The following is a 24083-nucleotide window of genomic DNA, read 5'->3' as shown; positions in this document are numbered from 1 at the left end:
CGGTATCAGACCGCCCTCATCAGCAGGGTCGCGGCGATGAGGAGCGCCGCACCACCGAACATCGAGACCGCGTACGACCGGACGAAGCCGTTCTGCAGTCGGCGCAGCCGTCCGGAGAGGCCGCCGACCGAGGCCGCCGTTCCGTTCACGACTCCGTCGACCAGGGTGTGGTCGACGTAGACCAGGGAGCGCGTCAGGTGCTCGCCGCCGCGGACCAGCACGACATGGTTGAAGTCGTCCTGGTAGAGGTCCCGCCGGGCCGCCCGGGTGAGCAGCGACCCGCGGGGGGCGACGACCGGGACGGGGCGGCGGCCGTACTGGGCGTAGGCGACGGCCACGCCGATCACCAGGACCACCATCGTGGCGAGGGTGACGGTGAGGGCGCTGACCGGCGAGTCGCCGTGCGAGTGGCCGGTGACGGGCTCCAGCCAGTGCAGGAAGCGGTCGCCGATGCTGAAGAAGCCGCCGGCGAAGACCGATCCGAAGGCCAGCACGATCATGGGGATCGTCATGACCTTGGGCGACTCGTGCGGGTGCGGCTCCGCGTGCTCGCCGTGGTGTGCGGCGGCGGGCTCCGCGCCCGGCGCCTCGGGCGACGGGGTCGGCCGGTTCTTCCAGCGCTCCTCGCCGAAGAACGTCATCAGCATCACGCGCGTCATGTAGTACGCGGTGATCGCCGCACCGAGCAGGGCGCAGGCGCCGAGGATCCAGCCCTCGGTCCCGCCCTTGGCGAACGCCGCCTCGATGATCTTGTCCTTGGAGAAGAAGCCGGACAGGCCCGGGAAGCCGATGATGGCGAGGTAGCCCAGCCCGAAGGTCACGAAGGTGACGGGCATGTACTTGCGCAGACCGCCGTACTTGCGCATGTCGACCTCGTCGTTCATGCCGTGCATGACCGAACCCGCGCCGAGGAACAGCCCGGCCTTGAAGAAGCCGTGCGTCACCAGGTGCATGATCGCGAAGACGTAGCCGATGGGGCCGAGGCCCGCGGCCAGCACCATGTAGCCGATCTGCGACATGGTCGAGCCGGCCAGCGCCTTCTTGATGTCGTCCTTCGCGCAACCGACGATCGCACCGAACAGGAGCGTGACGGCGCCGACGACGGTGACGACCAGCTGCGCGTCGGGGGCACCGTTGAAGATCGCGGCGGACCGGACGATCAGGTACACGCCCGCCGTCACCATGGTCGCCGCGTGGATGAGGGCCGAGACCGGGGTCGGGCCCTCCATCGCGTCGCCGAGCCAGGACTGGAGCGGCACCTGGGCGGACTTGCCGCAGGCGGCGAGCAGCAGCATCAGGGCGATGGCGGTGAGCTTGCCCTCCGTCGCGTCCCCCGCGATGCCGGGCTCGCCCTCCGACCCGAGCAGCGGGCCGAACGCGAACGTGCCGAACGTGGTGAACATCAGCATGATGGCGATCGACAGGCCCATGTCGCCGACGCGGTTGACCAGGAAGGCCTTCTTCGCGGCGGTGGCGGCGCTGGGCTTGTGCTGCCAGAAGCCGATGAGCAGGTAGGACGCGAGACCCACGCCCTCCCAGCCGACGTACAGCAGCAGGTAGTTGTCGGCGAGGACCAGCAGCAGCATCGCCGCGAGGAACAGGTTCAGATAGCCGAAGAAGCGGCGGCGCCGCTCGTCGTGCTCCATGTACCCGATCGAGTACAGGTGGATCAGCGAGCCGACGCCCGTGATCAGCAGCACGAAGGTCATCGACAGCTGGTCCAGGCGGAAGGCGACGTCCGCCTGGAAACCCTCGACCGGGATCCAGCTGAACAGGTGCTGGGTCAGCGTGCGGTCCTCGGCGGTCCTGCCGAGCAGGTCGGCGAAGAGGACGACACCGAACACGAAGGAGACGGCCGACAGGAGCGTGCCGATCCAGTGGCCGACGGCGTCGAGCCGGCGGCCGCCGACCAGCAGGACGGCCGCTCCGAGCAGGGGCGCCGCGATGAGCAGCGCGATGAGGTTCTCCACGATTCTTCCGACCCCTTACAGCTTCATCAGGCTGGCGTCGTCGACCGAGGCCGAGTGGCGGGAACGGAACAGCGACACGATGATCGCGAGTCCGACCACGACCTCCGCGGCGGCGACGACCATCGTGAAGAAGGCGATGATCTGCCCGTCGAGATTGCCGTGCATCCGGGAGAAGGTGACGAACGCGAGGTTGCAGGCGTTGAGCATGAGCTCGATGCACATGAAGACGACGATCGCGTTACGCCTGATCAGCACGCCCGTCGCGCCGATCGTGAACAACAGGGCAGCGAGGTACAGGTAGTTGACGGGGTTCACTTCGACGCCTCCTCGGTCCGCTTCAGGTGCGGCGGCGCGATCGCGGCACGCTCCAGGCGCTCCTCGGCGCGCTGCTCCAGCGCCTTGAGGTCGTTCAGCGCGTCGGCGGACACGTCCCGCATCTGGCCGCGGTCGCGGAGCGTCTTGCTGACCGTGAGCTCCGACGGGGTGCCGTCGGGCAGCAGGCCCTGGACGTCGACGGCGTTGTGCCGCGCGTACACGCCCGGCGCGGGCAGCGGCGGTACGTGCTTGCCCTCGCGCACCCGCCGCTCGGCCATCTCCCGCTGGGTCATGGCCCGTTCGGTGCGCTCGCGGTGCGTGAGCACCATCGCGCCGACGGCGGCGGTGATGAGCAGGGCGCCGGTGATCTCGAAGGCGAACACGTACTTCGTGAAGATGAGGGCCGCGAGACCCTCCACGTTGCCGTTGGCGTTCGCCTCGGTGAGGCCGGTGAACTCCGTCAGCGAGGCGTTGCCGATGCCGGCGAGCAGCAGGATGCCGAAGCCGAGGCCGCTGAGGAGGGCGAGCCAGCGCTGTCCCTTGATGGTCTCCTTCAGGGAGTCCGCCGCGGTGACGCCGACGAGCATCACCACGAACAGGAACAGCATCATGATCGCGCCGGTGTAGACGACGATCTGCACGATGCCCAGGAAGTAGGCGCCGTTGGCCAGGTAGAACACCGCGAGGACGATCATGGTTCCGGCGAGACAGAGCGCGCTGTGCACGGCCCTGCGCATGAACACGGTGCACAGGGCGCCGGCCACCGCGACGGTGCCGAGCACCCAGAACTGGAAGGCCTCGCCGGTCGAGGTGGAGTAGGCGGCGAGCTGCGCGCTCATCGTCCGACCACCTCCCCCGACGCCGGTTCGTCCGTACCGGAGTCGGCGGCGGCCTCCTGCGGGGCCTCGCCCTGGGAGAGGGCCGGCTGCCGTTCCGTGCCCGGCGCCGCCTCCGTCACCAGACCGCGGTAGTAGTCCTGCTCGTCCGTACCGGGGTAGATGGCGTGCGGCGAGTCGACCATGCCGTCCTCGAGACCGGCGAGCAGCTGTTCCTTGGTGTAGATCAGGTTGGCGCGGCTGGAGTCGGCCAGCTCGAACTCGTTGGTCATCGTCAGCGCCCGGGTGGGGCACGCCTCGATGCACAGGCCGCACAGGATGCAGCGCGCGTAGTTGATCTGGTAAACGCGCCCGTACCGCTCGCCCGGCGAGTAGCGCTCCTCGTCGGTGTTGTCCGCGCCCTCGACGTAGATGGCGTCGGCGGGGCAGGCCCAGGCGCACAGCTCGCAGCCGACGCACTTCTCCAGGCCGTCCGGATGGCGGTTGAGCTGGTGCCGTCCGTGGAACCGGGGAGCGGTGGTCTTCTGCTGCTCCGGGTACTGCTCGGTCAGCCGCTTCTTGAACATGGCCTTGAAGGTCACGCCGAAGCCGGCCACGGGGTTCTGGAACCCGGGCGTCGTCCGCCCGGCCTCCTTGGGCTCCTCAGCCATCGGACGCCTCCTTTCCGTCACGCGATCCGTCACTCACAGTGTCCGTACCACCACTGACAACGAGCTCCCGCTCCTGACGCGAGCGGCGCCTGGGCACCGGAGGCAGTTCCTGTCCCGGCAGGGGCGGTACGGGGAATCCGCCCGCCATCGGGTCGAAGCCGGCGGGTTCGGCGGGCGCCGGTGCGCTCTTGCCCCCGTTGCGGAACATGTCCACGACGAAGGAGAGCACCAGCAGCGCCAGGGCGCCGCCGCCGACGTAGAGGAAGATGTCGGCGAAGTCGTAGTTCTCGTTGCGCAGGGTCCGCACGGTCGCGACGAGCATCAGCCAGGTCACCGAGACCGGGATCAGGACCTTCCAGCCGAGCTTCATCAGCTGGTCGTAGCGCACGCGCGGGAGCGTGCCGCGCAGCCAGATGAAGAAGAACAGCAGCAGCTGGACCTTGAGGACGAACCAGAGCATCGGCCACCAGCCGTGGTTCGCGCCCTCCCAGAAGGTGCTGATCGGCCAGGGGGCACGCCAGCCGCCGAGGAAGAGCGTGGTCGACACCGCGGAGACCGTCACCATGTTCACGTACTCGGCGAGCATGAACAGCGCGAACTTGATCGACGAGTACTCGGTGTTGAAGCCGCCGACCAGGTCGCCCTCGGACTCCGGCATGTCGAAGGGGGCGCGGTTGGTCTCGCCGACCATCGTGATGACGTAGAGGACGAAGGAGACCGGCAGCAGCAGGATGTACCAGCGGTCCTGCTGCTGCTCGACGATGGTCGACGTCGACATCGACCCCGAGTAGAGGAACACCGAGGCGAACGCGGCGCCCATGGCGATCTCGTAGGAGATCATCTGCGCGCAGGACCGCAGGCCGCCGAGCAGCGGGTAGGTGGAGCCGGAGCTCCAGCCCGCCAGCACGATCCCGTAGATGCCGATGGAGGCGACCGCGAGGATGTAGAGCATCGCGATCGGCAGGTCGGTCAGCTGCATGGTGGTGCGCTGGCCGAAGATCGAGACCTCGTTGCCGGCCGGCCCGAAGGGGATCACCGCGATCGCCATGAAGGCCGGCACGGTCGCGACGATCGGCGCGAGGACGTAGACGACCTTGTCCGCGCGTTTGACGATGAGGTCTTCCTTCAGCATCAGCTTCACGCCGTCGGCGAGCGACTGGAGCATGCCCCAGGGGCCGTGCCGGTTGGGACCGATGCGCAGCTGCATCCAGGCGACGACCTTGCGCTCCCAGACGATGGAGAACAGCACGGTCACCATCAGGAAGGCGAAGCAGAAGACGGCCTTGACGACGACCAGCCACCAGGGGTCGTGGCCGAACATCGAGAGGTCCTCAGCGGCGACGTACGGGCTCACGCCTCCACCTCCTTGGGGGCGTCGGCGGCGGTCTTCGCCGGGCCGATACGGACGAGGGTGCCGGGTGTGGCCCCGGAGTCGGACGCGACGCCGGCGCCGGTGGAGTTCAGCGGGAGCCAGACCACCCGGTCGGGCATCTCGGTGATCGCCAGCGGGAGTTCGACCGCTCCGGCGGGCCCGGTCACGGCGAGCACGTCGCCGTCCTCGACGCCCGCCTCGGCGGCCGTGGCGGCCGACAGGCGCGCGTACGCGGCGTGCCGGGTCCCGGCGAGCGCCTCGTCGCCCTGCTGGAGGAGACCCCGGTCGAGCAGCAGCCGGTGCCCGGCGAGAACGGCCTCCCCCGCGGCGGGCCGCGGCAGCGGCACACCGGACTCGCGGGGCGCGTCGGCGCGGGGGCCGTCCCAGGCGCCGAGCCGGTCGAGCTCCGCGCGCGTGGTGCGCAGATCCGGCAGGCCGAGGTGGACGTCCATGGCGTCGGCGAGCATCTGGAGCACGCGCGCGTCGGCGGGGGCCGGCCGGCGGGTCATCTGGTCGGGCTTGAGCGCCGTCCCGAAGAAGCGGACCCGGCCCTCCCAGTTGAGGAAGGCGCCCGCCTTCTCGGCGACCGCGGCCACCGGGAGGACGACGTCGGCGTGCTCGGTGACCTCGCCGGGCCGCAGCTCCAGCGACACCACGAAGCCGGCCTCGGCGAGTGCCGCACGCGCACGTGCCGGGTCGGGCAGGTCCGCGACCTCGACGCCCGCGACGAGCAGCGCCTGGAGTTCGCCGGACGCGGCCGCCTCGACGATCTGACCGGTGTCGCGGCCGTGACGGTGCGGAAGCTGGGCCAGCCCCCAGACGGCGGCGACCTCCTCACGCGCGCGTGGGTCGGTGGCGGGACGGCCGCCGGGCAGCAGCGACGGCAGCGCGCCGGCCTCGATCGCGCCCCGCTCCCCCGCCCGGCGGGGGATCCACACCAGGCGCGCGCCGGTCGCGGCGGCGGCCCGCACGGCGGCGGTCAGACCGCCCGCCACGCCGGCCAGGCGCTCGCCGACGACGATCAGCGCGCCCTCGGTCCGCAGCGCCTCGGCGGCCGTGCCGCCCGCTTCCTCCAAGCCGACACCGCCCGCGAGCGCGTCCAGCCACTCCGTCTCGGTCCCCGGAGCGGCCGCGAGCAGCGTGCCGCCCGCCTTCTCCAGACCGCGTGTGACGTGCGTGGCGAGCGAGAACACCCGCTGCCCGTGCTTGCGCCAGGCCTTGCGCAGCCGCAGGAAGACGCCGGGCGCCTCCTCCTCCGACTCGAACCCGACCAGCAGGACGGCGGGCGCCTTCTCCAGCAGGGTGTACGTGACGCCCGTGCCGTCGAGGTCACGGCCGCGGCCCGCGACGTGGGCGGCCAGGAAGTCGGCCTCCTCGCCGCTGTGCACCCGCGCGCGGAAGTCGATGTCGTTGGTGTCCAGCGCCACGCGCGCGAACTTGCTGTACGCGTAGGCGTCCTCGATGGTGAGGCGGCCGCCGGTCAGGACGCCGGTCCTGCCCCGCGACGCCAGCAGGCCCTGGGCCGCGATCTGGAGCGCGTCCGGCCAGGAGGCCGGTACGAGCTCCCCCTCGGCGTTGCGCACCAGGGGCGTGTCGAGCCGGTCGCGCTGCTGCGCGTACCGGAACGCGAACCGGCCCTTGTCGCAGATCCACTCCTCGTTGACCTCGGGGTCCTCGCCGGCCAGTCGCCGCATGACCTTGCCCCGGCGGTGGTCGGTGCGCGTGGCGCAGCCGCCGGAGCAGTGCTCGCAGACCGACGGCGAGGAGACCAGGTCGAAGGGCCGGGAGCGGAACCGGTACGCCGCCGAGGTCAGCGCGCCCACCGGGCAGATCTGGATGGTGTTGCCGGAGAAGTACGACTCGAAGGGGTCGCCCTCGCCGGTGCCGACCTGCTGGAGCGCGCCGCGCTCGATCAGCTCGATCATCGGGTCGCCCGCCACCTGGTTGGAGAACCGGGTGCAGCGCGCGCACAGCACGCACCGCTCGCGGTCGAGCAGGACCTGCGTGGAGATCGGCAGGGGCTTCTCGTAGGTGCGCTTGCGGCCCTCGAAGCGGGACTCGGCCTGGCCGTGCGACATGGCCTGGTTCTGGAGCGGGCACTCGCCGCCCTTGTCGCAGACCGGGCAGTCCAGCGGGTGGTTGATGAGGAGCAGCTCCATCACACCGTGCTGCGCCTTCTCGGCGACCGGTGAGCTGAGCTGGGTCTTCACCACCATGCCGTCCGTGCACGTGATCGTGCAGGACGCCATGGGCTTGCGCTGGCCCTCCACCTCGACGATGCACTGGCGGCACGCGCCGGCGGGGTCGAGGAGGGGGTGGTCGCAGAAGCGGGGGATCTCGACGCCGAGTTGCTCCGCGGCCCGGATGACCAGGGTGCCCTTGGGCACGCTGATCTCGGCGCCGTCGATCGTCAGCGTGACGAGATCTTCCGGCGGGACCGCCGCCTCGCCGCCCCCGGAGGGAGCGCTGGTGGTCACCGTCATGCGTTCACCTCCGTGTGCTTGTCCGCCCAGAGCGTCGACTTGGCCGGGTCGAAGGGGCAGCCGCGGCCCGTGATGTGCTGCTCGTACTCCTCGCGGAAGTACTTGAGCGAGGAGAAGATCGGCGAGGCCGCGCCGTCGCCGAGGGCGCAGAAGGACTTGCCGTTGATGTTGTCGGCGATGTCGTTGAGCTTGTCGAGGTCGGACATCGCGCCCTTGCCGGCCTCGATGTCGCGCAGCAGCTGCACGAGCCAGTAGGTGCCCTCACGGCAGGGGGTGCACTTGCCGCAGGACTCGTGGGCGTAGAACTCGGTCCAGCGCGTCACGGCCCGTACGACGCAGGTCGTCTCGTCGAAGCACTGGAGGGCCTTCGTGCCGAGCATGGAACCCGCGGCGCCGACTCCCTCGTAGTCCAGAGGGACGTCGAGGTGCTCCTCGGTGAACATCGGCGTGGAGGAGCCGCCGGGCGTCCAGAACTTCAGCCGGTGTCCGGGCCGCATGCCGCCGCTCATCTCGAGGAGCTGGCGCAGGGTGATGCCGAGCGGGGCCTCGTACTGGCCGGGGGAGGCGACATGGCCGCTGAGCGAGTAGAGCGTGAAGCCCGGGGACTTCTCGCTCCCCATCGACCTGAACCACTCCTTGCCGTTCTGGAGGATCGCGGGAACCGAGGCGATCGATTCCACGTTGTTCACCACAGTGGGGCACGCGTACAGGCCCGCGACGGCAGGGAAGGGAGGGCGCAGCCGCGGTTGCCCACGGCGGCCTTCGAGCGAGTCGAGCAGCGCGGTCTCCTCACCGCAGATGTACGCGCCGGCGCCGGCGTGCACGGTGAGTTCGAGGTCGAGTCCGCTGCCCAGGACGTTCTCGCCGAGGTACCCCGCCGCGTAGGCCTCGCGCACGGCCTCGTGCAGCCGCCGCAGAACGGGGACGACCTCGCCCCGCAGATAGATGAAAGCGTGCGACGACCGGATGGCGTAGCACGCGATCACGATGCCCTCGATGAGGCTGTGCGGGTTCGCGAAGAGGAGCGGGATGTCCTTGCAGGTCCCGGGCTCCGATTCGTCGGCGTTGACCACGAGATAGTGCGGTTTTCCGTCGCCCTGCGGGATGAACTGCCACTTCATTCCGGTCGGGAATCCCGCGCCGCCCCGGCCCCGCAGACCGGAGTCCTTGACGTACGCGATCAGGTCGTCCGGCGACATGGCGAGTGCCTTGCGCAGGCCCTCGTACCCTTCGTGCCTGCGGTAGACGTCCAGGCTCCAGGACCGGTCCTCGTCCCAGAAGGCCGACAGCACGGGTGCGAGCAGCTTCTCCGGGCTGCCGCCCTTCAGCTCGGGTGCCAAGGTCATCACTCCCCCTCCTCGGCGGTGGGCCCTGCCGGGTGGGCCGGGTCGGAGGCCGACGTGTCCTGCGGCGCGTCGTGCGAACTGAGGTGTTCGCCGGGTGACGGTTCGTGCGGTGCGGTGTCGCCGGGCGTCCTGCCGTGCGGCTCGTCGTGCGGGCCGCCGTCGCGGGGGTGGACCACGCGCGCGGGTGCGGTCTCCCCCTTGGCCAGGCGAAGGCCCACCAGGGAGGCCGGTCCCGCGCTGCCGCCGGCCTCGACGGCCCCGTCCCGCTCGTCGGGGAAGCCCGCCAGGATCCGGGCGGTCTCCTTGAAGGTGCACAGCGGCGCACCACGCGTCGGGGTGACGGTGCGACCGATCCGCAGGTCGTCCACCAGGCGCTTGGCGCTCTGCACGGTCTGGTTGTCGAAGAACTCCCAGTTGACCATCACGACCGGCGCGAAGTCGCAGGCCGCGTTGCACTCGATGTGCTCGAGGGTGATCTTGCCGTCGTCGGTGGTCTCGCCGTTGCCGACGCCGAGGTGCTCCTGGAGTTCCTCGAAGATCGCGTCGCCGCCCATCACCGCGCACAGCGTGTTGGTGCAGACGCCGACCTGGTAGTCACCGCTGGGGCGGCGCCGGTACATGGTGTAGAAGGTGGCGACCGCGGTGACCTCGGCCGTGGTCAGGCGCAGCACGTCCGCGCAGAACTGCATCCCGGTGCGCGTGACGTGTCCCTCCTCCGACTGCACGAGGTGCAGCAACGGCAGGAGCGCGGACCGGGAGTCGGGATAGCGCGCGATGATCTCGCGCGCGTCCGTTTCCAGCCGGGCCCGGACGTCGTCCGGGTAGGCGGGCGCGGGCAGTTCGGGCATGCCCAGGCTGACGCCCCGCTCGGAAGAAGAGGTGGTCACCGGTCGACGCCTCCCATCACGGGGTCGATGGACGCGACGGCGACGATGACGTCGGCCACCTGGCCGCCCTCGCACATCGCCGCCATGGCCTGAAGATTGGTGAAGGACGGGTCCCGGAAGTGGACCCGGTAGGGGCGGGTGCCTCCGTCGGAGACGACGTGCACCCCGAGTTCGCCCTTGGGCGACTCGACGGCCGCGTACGCCTGTCCCGGCGGTACGCGGAAGCCCTCGGTGACCAGCTTGAAGTGGTGGATCAGGGCCTCCATGGAGGTGCCCATGATCTTCTTGATGTGGTCGAGGGAGTTGCCGAGACCGTCGGGGCCCAGCGCGAGCTGGGCGGGCCAGGCGATCTTCCGGTCGGCGACCATGACGGGGCCGGGCTGGAGCCGGTCCAGGCACTGTTCGACGATCCGCAGCGACTGGCGCATCTCCTCCAGCCGGATGAGGAAGCGGCCGTAGGAGTCGCAGGAGTCCGCGGTCGGGACGTCGAAGTCGTACGTCTCGTAGTCGCAGTACGGCTGCGCCTTGCGCAGGTCGTGCGGGAGGCCGGTGGAGCGCAGGATCGGGCCGGTGGCGCCGAGGGCCATGCAGCCGGCCAGGTCGAGATGGCCGACGTCCTGCATCCGGGCCTTGAAGATGGGGTTCCCGGTGGCGAGCTTGTCGTACTCGGGAAGGTTCTTCTTCATCTTCTTCACGAACTCGCGGATCTGGTCCACCGCGCCGGGCGGCAGGTCCTGGGCGAGTCCGCCGGGGCGGATGTACGCGTGGTTCATCCGCAGGCCCGTGATGAGCTCGTAGATGTCGAGGATCATTTCACGATCACGGAATCCGTAGATCATGATCGTGGTCGCGCCGAGTTCCATGCCGCCGGTGGCGACGCACACCAGGTGGGAGGACATCCGGTTCAGCTCCATCAGGAGCACCCGGATGATCTTGGCCCGCTCGGTGATCTGGTCCTCGATGCCGAGGAGCTTCTCGACGCCGAGACAGTAGGCGGTCTCGTTGAAGAAGGACGTCAGGTAGTCCATGCGCGTCACGAAGGTGGTGCCCTGGGTCCACGTGCGGTACTCGAGGTTCTTCTCGATGCCGGTGTGGAGGTATCCGATGCCGCAGCGGGCCTCGGTGACCGTCTCTCCCTCGATCTCCAGGATCAGACGGAGCACCCCGTGGGTGGAGGGGTGCTGGGGACCCATGTTGACGACGATGCGCTCGTCGTCGGCGCGGGCCGCGGACTGGACGACCTCGTCCCAGTCGCCACCGGTGACCGTGTAGACCGTGCCCTCGGTGGTCTCACGTGCGGATGCCATCGAAGAGGTGGTCCCGGAGGGACTCGACGAGGCGTGGCCGGGCGACGGGTGGGGAGTGCTCATGAGTACGACCTCCGCTGGTCCGGAGCCGGGATCTGGGCGCCCTTGTACTCGACGGGGATGCCGCCGAGGGGGTAGTCCTTGCGCTGCGGATGGCCCTGCCAGTCGTCCGGCATCATGATCCGCGTCAGGGCCGGGTGGCCGTCGAAGACGATCCCGAAGAAGTCGTAGGTCTCGCGTTCGTGCCAGTCGTTCGTGGGATACACGGAGACCAGGGACGGGATGTGCGGGTCGGCGTCCGGGGCGCTTACCTCCAGGCGGATCAACCGGTTGTGGGTGATCGAGCGCAGGTGGTAGACGGCGTGCAGCTCGCGGCCCTTGTCGTTCGGGTAGTGCACGGCGCTGACGCCGGTGCACAGCTCGAAGCGCAGGGCGGGGTCGTCGCGCAGGGTGCGGGCGACCCGGAGCAGATGCTCGCGCTCGATGTGGAAGGTGAGCTCGCCCCGGTCGACGACGGCCCGCTCGATCGCGTTGGCGGGGAGCAGTCCCTGCTCCTCCAGCGCGCCCTCGAGTTCGTCGGCGACCTCGTCGAACCAGCCGCCGTAGGGCCGGCTCGCCGCTCCCGGGAGCCGGACGGAGCGGACCAGTCCGCCGTAGCCGGAGGTGTCGCCACCATTGTCGGCGCCGAACATGCCGCGCTGGACGCGGACCTCCTCGCCCCCCTGGCCGCGCTGGCCGGGCAGGTTGGAGGCGGAGAGGTCCTTCTCGGGGTTCACCCCCTCCGAGGAGCCGTTCACCCCGTCCGCCGAGCCGTTCGCGCCGTGGGTGCCGTTCGCGTCGCTCACCGCAGCAGCCCCTTCATCTCGATCATGGGCAGGGCCTTGAGCGCCGCTTCCTCCGCCTCGCGGGCCGCCTCTTCGGCGTTCACGCCCAGCTTTCCGTTCTGGATCTTGTGGTGGAGCTTGAGGATCGCGTCCATCAGCATCTCGGGGCGCGGCGGGCAGCCCGGGAGATAGATGTCGACGGGCACGATGTGGTCGACGCCCTGGACGATCGCGTAGTTGTTGAACATGCCGCCGGAGGACGCGCACACGCCCATGGAGATGACCCACTTGGGGTTCGGCATCTGGTCGTAGACCTGCCGGAGCACCGGCGCCATCTTCTGGCTCACCCGGCCGGCGACGATCATCAGGTCGGCCTGGCGGGGCGACCCCCGGAACACCTCCATGCCGAAGCGCGCCAGGTCGTAGCGGCCGGCGCCGGTGGTCATCATCTCGATGGCACAGCAGGCGAGGCCGAACGTGGCGGGGAAGACGGACGCCTTGCGCACCCAGCCCGCGGCCTGCTCGACGGTGGTCAGCAGGAATCCGCTCGGCAGTTTTTCTTCGAGTCCCATGACTAAAGGCCCCTCAGTCCCATTCCAGGCCGCCGCGCCGCCATACGTACGCGTACGCCACGAAGACGGTGAGCACGAAGAGCAACATCTCCACGAGCCCGAAGACACCCAGGGCGTCGAAGGTGACGGCCCAGGGGTAGAGGAAGACGATCTCGATGTCGAAGACGATGAAGAGCATCGCCGTCAGGTAGTACTTGATGGGGAAGCGCCCGCCGCCGGCCGGCGTGGGGGTCGGCTCGATACCGCACTCGTAGGCCTCGAGCTTGGCGCGGTTGTACCGCTTCGGCCCGATCAGCGTGGCCATGACCACGGAGAAGATCGCAAAGCCTGCCCCGAGGGCTCCCAGTACGAGGATGGGCGCATACGCGTTCACCGCTCCTCGCTCCTCTCAGTCGGCACTGACTGCTGGCGATGACGTGGGATCGGCCCGCCCCGCAGGTACGTGAACCCCGCCCGTCCCGGCGAAGATCGCGAACATGTGAAGCAGGTCACAAGCCCAACTGCCTCGCATCTTATGCCCGCCGCTCTGTGATCTGCGACACGGGGTATTACACAAGCTTTGTGATCTCCACCACCTGACGAAGGATCATGAAGTCATATCGACGGTGATCTTCGTACGCGAAGCGTCAGAGTGATCACAAGAAGTGACATTTACGCTCGTCACCGCAGGAAACGCGGGTCGTCTCCATATCAAGAGGCTTCCCTTGCATGCAAATTGGCGATGGACGGGGGGCCCTGATAGTGGCGCGCGTTCACACATCAGGGGGAGACGGGGGCCGGATGTGGACGTGTGCACGCGTTCACGAGCGGAGGCCGCCGTACCGCTCGCGCGGGACGCGGCGGTCACGGTGACCGTTCCGTGATGTGCGCCACATCCGTGAGAGGCGCCCAAGAAGCGGGCTTGGCCAACGGTCTCAACCGGTGGTAGGCGGCGGGCAATCCGGGCGTATCGACGAAAGTCCATGATCACAGGCTTGATCACCTGAGTCCGCAATGTCCGTTACGGCGTCAATAAGAACCCGCGGCAAGGAATTTGGGCCGCCCGTTGAACAACTGTGGCGCACCACACGTTTCTTGAAGGTATGGAGGAGCCCCTGATACCGGTTGTACCCATGTCCCACACCGCTCACATACGCAGCCACCGGAAACCCCGCCGCAGCGCGTCGACGATCGCGATGCGGGCCGGAGTCGCCAGTGGTGTCCTCGGCACGCTGGCCGTCGCCACAGCAGCCGGCACGGCCAACGCCGCCGAGCCGGTGACGCAGACGCTCGAACTGCCCGTGCTCACCGGTGACCTGGCCGCCCAGGTCGCGCAGTCCGCTCAGGCCACGCAGCAGGCCGCGGCGAACTACCAGCTCCACGCCGAGCGTGACGCGGCCGCCTCCGCGGCCGCCAAGGAAGCCAAGAAGGACCTCGCCCACGCCAAGGCCGAGGCGAAGAAGAAGAGCGAGGCCGCCCGCAAGGCCGCCGCCGAGCGCGCCACGCGCTCCGCGGAGCGGACCACGCTCTCCACGACGGCGAGCAGCGCGGACGCCCCCAGCTCCAGCAGCTCCACCGCGACCGGCTCGGCCGCGGCCGTCATCGCCTTCGTGAAGGCGCAGATCGGTGACGCCTACGTCTCCGGCGGCACGGGCCCCAACTCGTGGGACTGCTCGGGCCTGATGCAGACCGCGTTCAAGCAGGTCGGCGTCGACCTGCCGCGCGTCTCCCAGGACCAGTCCACCTTCGGCACCCAGGTGTCACTGGACAACCTCCAGCCGGGAGACATCCTGTACTGGGGCAGCGCGGGCAGCGCGTACCACGTGGCGGTGTACGTCGGCGACGGCATGTTCGTCGGCGCGCAGAACCCGTCCACCGGCGTCGCCGAGAAGCCGCTGTCGTACGACCCGCCGACCGGCGCGGTCCGGGTGCTCTGACACCCCCTGGTGCCCTTCTGGGGCACCTCACGCACGCAAGGGCCGCAGCCGCTCGGGGGCAGCGGCCCTTCGTGCTGCCCGGGACGCCCAGCCGTGTCCCGACATGTCCGACACTTCGTCAACGCCGCGCCGTCCCGGCGCCCGTGAGCGGGCCCGGGCGGGCGCGAGGGCCGCGGACAGGGTGCGGCCCGGCGGGAGGGTCCTCGCACGCCGGGCCGCGGATCGGGAGGCACTCCCCCTCCCGGAGGGTCACGCCTTGGGCGCCACCTTGCTCAGGCCGTTGATGATGCGGTCCATCGCGTCGCCGCCCGTGGGGTCCGTCAGGTTCGCGAGCATCTTCAGGGTGAACTTCATCAGCAGCGGGTGGGTCAGACCGCGCTGGGCCGCGATCTTCATGACCTTCGGGTTGCCGATGAGCTTCACGAAGGCCCGGCCCAGCGTGTAGTAGCCGCCGTAGGTGTCGGCGAGGATCTGCGGGTAGCGCTGGAGGGCCAGTTCGCGCTGGCCCGGGGTGGCGCGGGCGTGGGCCTGGACGATGACGTCGGCGGCGATCTGCCCGGACTCCATGGCGTAGGCGATGCCCTCGCCGTTGAAGGGGTTCACCAGACCACCGGCGTCACCGACCAGCAGCAGGCCCTTGGTGTAGTGCGGCTTGCGGTTGAAGGCCATCGGCAGGGCGGCCCCGCGGATCGGGCCGGTCATGTTTTCGGGGGTGTATCCCCAGTCCTCCGGCATGGACGCGCACCAGGCCTTGAGGACCTCGCGCCAGTCGAGCTCCTTGAAGGAGTCGGAGGTGTTCAGCACGCCCAGGCCCACGTTGGACGTCCCGTCGCCCATGCCGAAGATCCAGCCGTAGCCGGGCAGCAGACGGTCCTCGCCCGGGCCGCGGCGGTCCCACAGCTCCAGCCAGGACTCCAGGTAGTCGTCCTCGTGGCGCGGCGAGGTGAAGTAGGTGCGGACCGCGACGCCCATCGGGCGGTCCTCGCGGCGGTGCAGGCCCATCGCCAGCGAGAGGCGGGTGGAGTTGCCGTCGGCGGCCACCACGAGCGGGGCGCGGAAGGTGACTTCGCGCTTCTCCTCGCCCAGCTTGGCGTGCACGCCGACGATGCGGCCGGTGCGGTCGTCGACGATCGGGGCGCCCACGTTGCAGCGCTCGTACAGGCGGGCGCCCGCCTTCTGGGCCTGCCGGGCGAGCTGCTCGTCGAAGTCGTCCCGCTTGCGGACGAGCCCGTAGTCCGGGAAGGAGGCGAGATCGGGCCAGTCGAGCTGGAGACGGACGCCGCCGCCGATGATGCGCAGGCCCTTGTTGCGCAGCCAGCCGGCCTCCTCGGAGATGTCGATGCCCATGGCCACGAGCTGCTTGGTGGCGCGCGGGGTGAGGCCGTCGCCGCACACCTTCTCGCGCGGGAACTCGGTCTTCTCCAGCAGGAGTACGTCGAGTCCGGCCTTGGCGAGGTAGTACGCGGTCGTGGAACCGGCCGGTCCCGCGCCGACGACGATGACGTCCGCGGTGTTCGCGGCGAGGGACTCGGGGGCGGTCTCGGAGGCGGACTCGGAGTGGGGCTCGGTCACGGCGGGATCTCCCCAAGTTCGTAATCTGCGTGCCGGCCGGCACTGGACATGGGCAGTCTATTCAGCAGAATTGATCACCCGGCTGAAGGGCTGCCCCGTGAACAGAGCTCTCCCCGTAGTACGGCTGCGTGTCCCCACGGACGAGGACGCGGTCGCCTGGCACCGGGCGTTCGACGACCCGGACGTGATGGAGTTCCACGGCGGACGGTCCGCGGAGCTGTCGGCCTACGAGGAACTCACCGCCCGCCAGCGCCGGCACGACGCGGAGCACGGTTTCTGCCTGTGGACGATGCTGGACCGCGACGACCGGGTCATCGGGTTCACGGGCGCCCAGCCGTGGCCGCAGGACTGGGGCCCCAAGGGCGAGATCGAGATCGGGTGGCGGCTCGGACGCGAGCACTGGGGCCGGGGGTACGCGACGGCGGCCGCGCGGATGACACTGGAGCGGGTCCGGGCTGCCGGGGTGCCCGGGGTGGTGGCCATGGTCGACGCGCGCAACGCGCGCTCCATCGCCGTCACGGAACGGCTGGGCATGCGGCTCGCGGAGGTCTTCACCACGCCGAGGTCGCAGCGGGAAGGGCGCTGCTACCGCCTCACCTGGTGATCTCCGCCCGCCCCACCGGTCACCCTCTGTAGTCGTCGGCTACAGAAAGACACCCGCTACTTCCGGACGGCACCCCCGGGCGGTTACCCTTCCAGTACCGCTGGGGGTGACATTTGTGCCCATACCACCAAAAACACCCGAAGTGCTCGTGCCGAGACTCGTCGGTCTGATGGCCGTCGACGCGCGCGAGGCGGCCGCGGCGCGGGGCGTGCTGCTGGCCGCGCCGGACCGGCCGGAGTTCCATCGCGCGGTCGTGGACTACGTCGTGCGCCAGTACCCGCCGCCCGGGGTCGAGGTGCCGCGGGGCGCCGTCGTCACCGTGTGGTTCGAGTTCGGCGAGGGCGAGGGCGGCGGAGGCGCGGGCGTGCGCGAGCCGCGGGTGCCCCGGCCGGGCGGAGGCGGGCTCCAGCGCGAACTGGACCGGCCGCCCGGGCTGCCGTTCGAGGCGATCACCGGATGAGGCGGGGCGACCGCGGTCTCAGGCCTCCTTGAAGCCGCGGTGCAGGGTCACCACGCCGCCCGTGAGGTTGCGCCAGGCGACCTTCGACCAGCCGGCCTTGCGCAGGTGTCCGGCCAGCGCGGACTGGTCGGGCCAGGCGCGGATGGACTCGGCGAGGTAGACGTAGGCGTCCGGGTTGGACGAGACGGCGCGGGCCACCGGCGGCAGGGCGCGCATCAGGTACTCGGTGTAGACGGTCCGGAAGGGCGCCCAGGTCGGGTGCGAGAACTCGCAGATCACGACGCGGCCGCCGGGGCGGGTCACCCGGTACATCTCGCGCAGCCCCGCGTCGAAGTCCTGCACGTTGCGCAGGCCGAAGGAGATGGTGACGGCGTCGAAGACGTCGTCCTTGAAGGGCAGCCTCGTGGCGTCACCGGCCGTGAACGGCAGCCAGGCGTGGTTCTTCTTGCCGACCTGGAGCATGCCGAGGGAGAAGTCGCAGGGGACGACGTAGGCGCCGGTCCGCGCGAAGGGGAGGGAGGACGTCGCCGTGCCCGCGGCGAGGTCCAGGACCTTCTGGGCGGGGCGGGCGTCCACCGCCCTGGCGACCTCCTTGCGCCACCTGCGGTCCTGGCCGAGCGACAGGACGTCGTTGGTCAGGTCGTACCGTTCCGCCACGCGGTCGAACATCGAGGCGACTTCGTGGGGCTGCTTGTTCAGGGAAGCACGGGTCACCCGCCCATTGTGGCAGCCCCGCCCTCACCGGCTCACGGCAGGAGCCTCGGTTTCTTCCGTGCCGCGACGTCCTCGACCCACCCGCAGACCAGCACGAACAGCGCGATCAGCAGCCAGCCCACGCCGAACATGAACCACTGGCTGTCCAGCGGCAGGTACGTCTCGAACGCCGGGACGTCCCAGAACCGGTCGATCAGCGGCACGGCCAGGATCAGGGCGATCTCGTGCCAGAGGTAGATCGTGACCGCGCGCGCGTTGAAGACGGTGACGATCCGGTTCGTGCGCCGCAGGCGCGTCAGCCAGGCGAAGTCGATCCCGAAGTACGCCTTGGCCCACATCAGCAGCATGACGAAGCCCGCCGACCAGAAGGCCTGCGCGAGGGGGTCCTCGTCGAGGTCGTAGGTGCCGAACTCGGCCTGGTGCGTGAAGGCGTACCAGCCGCCGAACCCGATCGCCGCCAGCGAGACCACGATCACCAGGGCCGGTTTCATCCGCTGGAGGACACCGTCGCGGTGGGCGAAGCCGAGCAGCCAGCAGAACAGGTACGTCGACAGGTCCCAGAGCGCGGCGCCCACGCGGTTGTCCGGGCCGGCCCAGACGAAGGTCAGTACGAGGACCGGCGCGAGGGAGAGCGCCAGCACCGGGACGGGGGCGAGCCGGAACAGCCGGAGCAGCAGCGGGGAGAGCAGGACGAACCAGAGGTAGGTCCGCAGGTACCAGAGGATCTCCCAGGCCTGCTCGCCCCAGGCGTTCCCCGGCGGGTCGCCGAGCGGCACCACCCAGTAGACGATCTCCCAGCCAGGCATCCAGCCGTGGACCAGCATCGCCAGGACGACGAAGACGCCCCAGAACCAGAAGGGGGGAAGGAGCCGGCGCAGGCGGCTGCGCACCACCTTCGGCGCCGGGCGCTCCAGTGACTTCGCCATGAGGGTGCCGGCCAGGCCGAACATGATCCCCATGGAGGGGAAGACCATGCCCGCCCAGGCCCAGCCGAAGGTGTGGTAGGCCACGACGCGGATGAGCGCGAGGGCCCGGAGCGTGTCGAAGTAGCGGTCGCGCTGGGGAGCGGCGGGCTCCGCCGGGGGCGGGGTCTCCTCCGTCACCGCCTCGGTGACGGACACCGGAACCCCGGCCCCCCGGGCGGGCTCCGCACCCGGCTCCGGGTCCGGGTCCGGACAGGGCTCCGGGTCCGGATACGGGTTCGCGTCCACCGCCGGCAGGGGCGCCGTCCCGTCGACGGCGACACCCTGCCCGTACTGCGCGTACTCCGTGTGCTGCACGTACTCCGTGTTCCGCACGGGCTCCGCGTACTGCGCGGGCTCCGCGTACTCCGGCCAGATCGGCTGCTGCGGGTACGGCTGCTGGGCGTACCCGTCGTGCCCGTCGTGCCCGTACGGGTACGGCGACGGCCGCCCGTACTCGTGGCCGTACCCCTGGCCCTGGCCGGGGCCGTGGCCCTGTTGCTCCCAGCTCATCGGCTCACCCCGGCCGGGGTGCCGACCTCGCCGGTGCGCTTCAGTTTCTGCCAGCGCAGGCGGCCGCCGGTGAGGGCGGTGATGCAGGAGTGGATGAGGACCAGGTACATCATCTGGCGGTAGGCGAGCTGCTGGAGCGGCATCATCAGCAGGTAGCGGTACTTCTCCCGGTCCAGCCGGAAGGCGTAGGCCGCGCAGCCCAGTTGGACGCCGAGCACCGCCAGCCAGGCCAGCAGGGCCGCCTGGAAGTCGACGAAGATCATCGAGTAGACGGTGAACACGTCGATCAGCGGGGCGAAGACGGGCGTGATGATCTGGAAGAGCACCACGAGCGGCATGCCCACGCGGCCGAAGCGGCCCGAAGGCCCCTTGTCCGTCAGGGACTTGCGGTGCTTCCACAGCGCCTGCATGGTGCCGTAGGACCAGCGGTAGCGCTGGGACCACAGCTGCTTCAGGGAGCCGGGGGCCTCGGTCCAGGCCTTGGCGTGCTCCTGGTAGACGACCTGCCGGCCCGCGCGGTGCATGGCGATGGTGATGTCGGTGTCCTCGGCGAGGGTGTCCTCGCTCATGCCGCCGACCTCGAGCACGGCGTCGCGCCGGAACGCGCCGATCGCCCCCGGGATGGTCGGCATGCAGCGCAGCAGGTCGTACATGCGGCGGTCGAGGTTGAAGCCCATCACGTACTCGATGTGCTGCCAGGCGCCGATGATCGTGTCGCGGTTGCCGACCTTGGCGTTGCCCGCGACCGCGCCGACGCCCGGGTCGGCGAAGGGCTGCACGAGCTGGTGCACGGCGTCGGGCTCGAAGACGGTATCGCCGTCCATCATCACGACGATGTCGTAACTGGCGCTGCGGACACCGTTGTTGAGGGCGGCCGGCTTGCCGGCGTTCTCCTGCCGGATGACGCGGACGTTCGTCATGCCGAGGGCTCTTGCCGCCTCGCGCGAGATCTCGGACGTGTTGTCGTCCGAACCGTCGTCCACGACGATGATCTCGATCGGATGGGTGCTCTTGGCCAGCGATTCGAGGGTGTTGGCGATGCACTCCTTCTCGTTGTACGCCGGGACGATCACGCTGACCGGCCGGGTGACGGTGGGCCCCCAGCTGAAGCGGCGCTTGTTGCGCTTTCTGTAGTGGCGGCGGGCAAGGATCAGCATCATCCCGAACCGGCCCATGACCGCCACGCCGACGATCATCAGTCCCACGGAGAGGGTCGGGACGGTCCACTCGGCGAGGGTGACCGCCGCGATGAGGGCCTTGCCCTCGTAGAGGGTCACGCCGGTGGCCTCACGGTGGGCCGCCTGGAGACGGTCGGCGGTCCCGCCCGTCCCGCCGTTGCCTCCGTTGCCGATCCCGCTCTCGCTCTCGCCGCCGGGCAGGGTGCCGGGCTGCTCGCCGGCCGTTCCCTGCGCGCCGGCCGTCGCGGTGCCCGCGGCGGCCCCGGCCGTGGCGGAGGCCTGGCGGGCGGCGGCGTTCTGCTCCTGCATCACACCGCTGATGGTGGTGAAGGTGTAGCCCGCGGCCTTCATCTTCTTGATGTACGCCGGCAGCGCCTTGATCGTCTGCGAGCGCTCGCCGCCCGCGTCGTGGAAGAGCACCGACGCGCCCTTGCCGTCCTCCGGCGTGGCCCACTTGATGATCTTCGAGACGCCGGGCTTCTTCCAGTCGTCGCTGTCGGTGTCGACGAAGACGCTGGTGTATCCGTCCTCACCGAGCTTCTCGTAGACGGGCCAGCTGTAGTTGTCGATGGCGTCCGTCTCGGAGGAGTACGGGGCGCGGAAGAGCGTCGTCGTGATGCCGGCCGCGCCCGCGAGGGCGAGCTGCGTCTGCTCCATCTCACGGTCGACGCGGGCGTCGGACTGGTAGGAGAGGTCGACGTGGGTGAAGGTGTGGATGCCCACCTCGTTGCCCTCCTCGACCATGTCCCGCACGATGCCCGGGTAGCGCGAGACCATCGAGCCGACCAGGAAGAACGTGCCCGGCACGTCGTACTTGCGGAGGATCTCCAGCACCTGGGGCGTCCAGGTCGGGTTCGGGCCGTCGTCGAAGGTCAGCGCGATCGTCTTGTCGGGCACCGAGACGGTGGTGGCCCGGCCGCCCTGGAAGGTCAGGATCGGGCCGCCGTCCAGGATCTTCTCGGGCACCTTGCCGGCGCTGGCCCCGGTGCGCACCCGCTGGTCGCCGCCGACCTCGGCGCGCAGATAGCCGTCGAGGAGCATCACGCTGGTCAGCGCGAGCAGGAGCAGCAGGGCGAGGATGACACGCGGCTTCTGGAGCGCCGCGGCCCGGCCCGCGGCGCGCGACATACGGGTCGGGGCGCGGCGGCGGCCGCGGGAGGTACGGGTGCTCGTCATGGCAGTGGCTGCGCTCCGGTCAGTTGGCGGCCGCGGAGGCGGTCGCGGTCGGGGCGGAGCTCGGCGGCTCGCCGGTGGCGACGCCCGAGGGCGGGGTGCCGGTGGGCCGGGAGGGCGGGGTGCCGAGACCGCCCTGCGGCTGGTAGCCACCGGGGCCGGAGTTCTCGGTGCCGCGCGGGCCCCCGTTGCCGAACGGCAGCAGGGAGGACGGGGCCAGGGAGGTGCCCCAGCCCATGAAGGCGGCGCCGAGGACGACGGCGTACACGAGACAGCCGACCCCCATGAGGAGACCGATCCGGCGCAGCACCTTGGACCTGCGTCCGGAGTTGTCAACGAACACGGGCCCCTCGGCAGAGGCGTCGTCACGTTTGCGGCTGCGACGGCTGCCGCGAGCGGCGGCACGGCTTTCGATGGCAGGCTCGGATTGCATTCCACGGATATTAGAGAGCCTTTATATGGCATAAACTCTGCGCCGCTTGTGAGCGACCCGTGAGAAACACCTGAACCTGTCTCTTCCCTGAGAGATCCCTCAATCCCCTGCGCGGTTCCCGGTCGACATGGGAGGGTCGATTGTCCCTTTTGGGCGCGCGGATATCACCTTTTGCGCACTTACCTCCATGGACCGCCCGTGTGTCCACTGTTCCGGCGCGATCCGCCCCCGTGTGAGACATTTCCATTCCAGAAACGCGTTCTGTTTCCGCGCTGAGACAGAAATCACGAAAGCGGGTGCATACGCAATGAGGAGTTTCCTGATGCCGACGGCCGGGTTCGCCTGCCTGTTCGCCCTGGCCGTGACGGGATGCTCCGCGGACCCCGGCGGCACGTCGGACGCGGCCCCGTCGGCGGCGGGCGAACGGGCGGACGGGAGCCCCTCCCCCTCGGCGAGCCCGAGTGGGTCCGGCAGCGGCACCTCCTACGCGCCGTACGTGAGCGCGGTGGAGGCCGACGCCAACGACTCCGCAGGGTCGCCGACGACGTACAACCTGGCGTTCGTCATCTCCGGCGACAGCGACTGCACACCGGAGTGGAACGGCACGAACGCCGTCGGCGACGCCGCGGTGAAGTCCCGTGTCGCGGCGCTGACCTCGTCGGGCGCCACCGCGCGCGTCTCCTTCGGCGGTGCCTCGGGCAAGGAACTGGCGGCCACCTGCGACAGCGCCTCGGACCTCGCGAAGGCGTACGGGGAGGCGCTCGACGCGGTGGGTTCCAGCCAGGCCGACTTCGACATCGAGGGCGACGAACTGACCGACTCCGCCTCGGTGGCCCTGCGTTCACAGGCCATCGCCGCGCTCCAGGAGGAACGCCCGGACCTCGAGGTCTCCTTCACCCTGCCGGTGATGCCCTCGGGCCTGGACTCCGACGGCCTGGCGCTGCTGGCGTCCGCGAACAAGTACGACGTCCAGGTCTCCACCGTCAACCTCATGACGATGAACTACGGCGAGTCCTACGCCGGGGACATGGGCGGATACGCGATCACCTCGGCGACGGCCGCGCAGGCGCAGCTCAAGAAGGTCTTCGGGACGACGGACGCCGGCGCGTGGAAGGGGATGGCGCTGACCTCGATGATCGGCACCAACGACGTCGCCCACGAGACGTTCTCGCTCTCGGACGCGGCGCAGGTGCGGGCCTTCGCCGAGCAGAAGGGCATCTCCTGGGTGTCCATGTGGTCGACGTTCCGGGACCGCGCGTGCGAGGACGGCACCGCCTCGGACGACGCGCTGACCAATTGCAGCGGGGTCGAGCAGAGCGCGGGCGCGTTCGCCGAGGCGTTCTCCCAGTAGCACGGGGCAGGTCGCGGGAGGCCGGGGCAGCGGCGGTTCATCGCCTCCGGTATACCAGGCGGCCCTCGATCACCGTGGCCACGCAGGTCGCGGCGCCCCGTTCGGCCAGGGCCGTCTCGTCGGGTACGTCGAAGACGGCGAAGCGGGCGGCGGAGCCCTGCTTCCTGGGCGGGGCGAACTCCACCGGGAGGCCGCACGCGTACGGGTCCAGCGAGGGCACCCCGCCGGGTCTGCCGAGCCGCCCGACGACCGCCGGACCGGAGCGGGCCAACGCGTCCCGCACCGCGCGCCGGCGCAGTTCCTCGCAGGCCACCGCGACCGTGCCGTGGGCCAGCATGCGCTGCACCCCGCGCCGGGCGCTCGCACCCCAGCGGGCTTCGTCCGGGGCCAGCGCCGCGAGTGCCGCTCCGGTCAGCGGTTCGGTGCCCAGTTCGCCGGCCTCGCGCGGGTCGGGGTGGTAGGCCTCCTCCAGCAACTCCGTGCCGTGCGGGTTGACCAGACCGGGCGTCAGGATGCCGGGCCACCGACGCACCCGCGCCGCCGGATGCGCGGCGACGAGGTCGTCGAGGGGTGCGGCACCGGCGATCCACGCGCCGCGGACGGCGAGCGCCCGGCCCCTGGAGTCCGCGTGGATCGTCAGCATGC

General features: G+C 70.2%; 22 protein-coding genes. 4 read left to right on the top strand and 18 right to left on the bottom strand.

Annotation, left to right across the window (positions count from 1 at the left end; translation table 11 throughout):
* Window positions 1-5: 5 nt before the first annotated feature.
* Genes nuoL through Saso_RS21405 form a run of 12 tightly spaced genes read right to left on the bottom strand, consistent with a single transcriptional unit; the run spans window position 6 to window position 12935 of the window.
* Entirely contained in the window at window positions 6-1970 is a 1965-nt protein-coding gene (gene nuoL / locus Saso_RS21460; RefSeq protein WP_189925414.1) for an NADH-quinone oxidoreductase subunit L, read from the bottom strand.
* Between the two features lie 15 nt (window positions 1971-1985).
* The gene (gene nuoK / locus Saso_RS21455; RefSeq protein WP_020130147.1) at window positions 1986-2285 is read right to left on the bottom strand and encodes an NADH-quinone oxidoreductase subunit NuoK; all 300 of its coding nucleotides are present in this window, start codon (window positions 2283-2285) and stop codon (window positions 1986-1988) included.
* Window positions 2282-3124, bottom strand: a complete 843-nt coding sequence (locus Saso_RS21450) for an NADH-quinone oxidoreductase subunit J (RefSeq protein ID WP_189925416.1) — start codon at window positions 3122-3124, stop codon at window positions 2282-2284. Before Saso_RS21450 ends, nuoK begins: the two co-directional genes overlap by 4 nt.
* Window positions 3121-3771 carry an NADH-quinone oxidoreductase subunit NuoI gene (nuoI, locus tag Saso_RS21445; RefSeq protein ID WP_189925418.1) on the bottom strand — a complete coding sequence of 217 codons (651 nt, stop codon included), beginning with the start codon at window positions 3769-3771 and terminating at the stop codon, window positions 3121-3123. Before nuoI ends, Saso_RS21450 begins: the two co-directional genes overlap by 4 nt.
* Entirely contained in the window at window positions 3764-5125 is a 1362-nt protein-coding gene (nuoH, locus tag Saso_RS21440; RefSeq protein WP_189925420.1) for an NADH-quinone oxidoreductase subunit NuoH, read from the bottom strand. Before nuoH ends, nuoI begins: the two co-directional genes overlap by 8 nt.
* Window positions 5122-7626 (bottom strand): NADH-quinone oxidoreductase subunit G, encoded by a 2505-nt coding sequence (locus Saso_RS21435; protein ID WP_189925422.1) that lies wholly within the window; start codon window positions 7624-7626, stop codon window positions 5122-5124. Before Saso_RS21435 ends, nuoH begins: the two co-directional genes overlap by 4 nt.
* On the bottom strand, window positions 7623-8972 hold the full coding sequence (gene nuoF / locus Saso_RS21430) for an NADH-quinone oxidoreductase subunit NuoF (RefSeq protein ID WP_189925424.1): 1350 nt from the start codon (window positions 8970-8972) through the stop codon (window positions 7623-7625). Before nuoF ends, Saso_RS21435 begins: the two co-directional genes overlap by 4 nt.
* Window positions 8972-9859 carry an NADH-quinone oxidoreductase subunit NuoE gene (nuoE, locus tag Saso_RS21425; protein ID WP_189925426.1) on the bottom strand — a complete coding sequence of 296 codons (888 nt, stop codon included), beginning with the start codon at window positions 9857-9859 and terminating at the stop codon, window positions 8972-8974. Before nuoE ends, nuoF begins: the two co-directional genes overlap by 1 nt.
* Window positions 9856-11229 (bottom strand): NADH-quinone oxidoreductase subunit D, encoded by a 1374-nt coding sequence (locus Saso_RS21420; RefSeq protein WP_189925428.1) that lies wholly within the window; start codon window positions 11227-11229, stop codon window positions 9856-9858. Before Saso_RS21420 ends, nuoE begins: the two co-directional genes overlap by 4 nt.
* Window positions 11226-12011 carry an NADH-quinone oxidoreductase subunit C gene (locus tag Saso_RS21415; protein WP_359769080.1) on the bottom strand — a complete coding sequence of 262 codons (786 nt, stop codon included), beginning with the start codon at window positions 12009-12011 and terminating at the stop codon, window positions 11226-11228. The genes Saso_RS21420 and Saso_RS21415 overlap by 4 nt, the downstream gene beginning before the upstream one ends.
* Window positions 12008-12562 (bottom strand): NuoB/complex I 20 kDa subunit family protein, encoded by a 555-nt coding sequence (locus Saso_RS21410; RefSeq protein WP_020130138.1) that lies wholly within the window; start codon window positions 12560-12562, stop codon window positions 12008-12010. Before Saso_RS21410 ends, Saso_RS21415 begins: the two co-directional genes overlap by 4 nt.
* 13 nt (window positions 12563-12575) lie before the next feature.
* A complete protein-coding gene (locus Saso_RS21405; protein ID WP_007383963.1) occupies window positions 12576-12935 on the bottom strand; it encodes an NADH-quinone oxidoreductase subunit A in 360 nt (119 codons plus the stop codon).
* A gap of 739 nt (window positions 12936-13674) precedes the next feature.
* Here Saso_RS21405 and Saso_RS21400 point away from each other — a divergent pair.
* Window positions 13675-14478: a C40 family peptidase gene (locus Saso_RS21400; protein WP_189925430.1), complete on the top strand. Its 804-nt coding sequence runs from the start codon at window positions 13675-13677 to the stop codon at window positions 14476-14478.
* 249 nt (window positions 14479-14727) lie between these two features.
* On the opposite strand, the gene Saso_RS21395 is transcribed toward Saso_RS21400, so the two are convergent.
* Complete coding sequence (locus Saso_RS21395) at window positions 14728-16050, bottom strand: geranylgeranyl reductase family protein (protein WP_189925432.1); 1323 nt, start codon at window positions 16048-16050, stop codon at window positions 14728-14730.
* 97 nt (window positions 16051-16147) lie between these two features.
* On the opposite strand from Saso_RS21395, the gene Saso_RS21390 reads away from it, so the two are divergent.
* The gene (locus tag Saso_RS21390; protein WP_189925434.1) at window positions 16148-16654 is read left to right on the top strand and encodes a GNAT family N-acetyltransferase; all 507 of its coding nucleotides are present in this window, start codon (window positions 16148-16150) and stop codon (window positions 16652-16654) included.
* Between the two features lie 142 nt (window positions 16655-16796).
* Window positions 16797-17114, top strand: coding sequence for a PASTA domain-containing protein (locus tag Saso_RS21385; RefSeq protein WP_268253236.1), 318 nt, complete (start codon window positions 16797-16799; stop codon window positions 17112-17114).
* An 18-nt stretch (window positions 17115-17132) separates the two neighbouring features.
* On the opposite strand, the gene Saso_RS21380 is transcribed toward Saso_RS21385, so the two are convergent.
* From Saso_RS21380 to Saso_RS21365, 4 genes are read right to left on the bottom strand one after another with little or no spacing between them, the layout of a single operon-like run.
* Entirely contained in the window at window positions 17133-17828 is a 696-nt protein-coding gene (locus Saso_RS21380) for a demethylmenaquinone methyltransferase (RefSeq protein WP_189925438.1), read from the bottom strand.
* 32 nt (window positions 17829-17860) lie between these two features.
* Window positions 17861-19303, bottom strand: coding sequence for an acyltransferase family protein (locus Saso_RS21375; protein WP_189925440.1), 1443 nt, complete (start codon window positions 19301-19303; stop codon window positions 17861-17863).
* Window positions 19300-21657, bottom strand: coding sequence for a bifunctional polysaccharide deacetylase/glycosyltransferase family 2 protein (locus tag Saso_RS21370; RefSeq protein WP_189925442.1), 2358 nt, complete (start codon window positions 21655-21657; stop codon window positions 19300-19302). The genes Saso_RS21375 and Saso_RS21370 overlap by 4 nt, the downstream gene beginning before the upstream one ends.
* 19 nt (window positions 21658-21676) lie before the next feature.
* On the bottom strand, window positions 21677-21997 hold the full coding sequence (locus Saso_RS21365) for a hypothetical protein (protein WP_307822241.1): 321 nt from the start codon (window positions 21995-21997) through the stop codon (window positions 21677-21679).
* A 397-nt stretch (window positions 21998-22394) separates the two neighbouring features.
* On the opposite strand from Saso_RS21365, the gene Saso_RS21360 reads away from it, so the two are divergent.
* A complete protein-coding gene (locus tag Saso_RS21360) occupies window positions 22395-23438 on the top strand; it encodes a chitinase (protein ID WP_189925446.1) in 1044 nt (347 codons plus the stop codon).
* Window positions 23439-23475: 37 nt separating this feature from the next.
* Here the strand turns inward: Saso_RS21360 and Saso_RS21355 are convergent, their stop codons facing one another.
* Window positions 23476-24081: an amidohydrolase family protein gene (locus tag Saso_RS21355; RefSeq protein ID WP_189925447.1), complete on the bottom strand. Its 606-nt coding sequence runs from the start codon at window positions 24079-24081 to the stop codon at window positions 23476-23478.
* Window positions 24082-24083 lie beyond the last annotated feature (2 nt).

This window comes from Streptomyces asoensis (assembly GCF_016860545.1).
GTDB lineage: Bacteria > Actinomycetota > Actinomycetes > Streptomycetales > Streptomycetaceae > Streptomyces > Streptomyces asoensis.
Note: the sequence above shows the minus strand (reverse complement) of the source record. Positions and strands in the feature narration are given on the sequence as shown.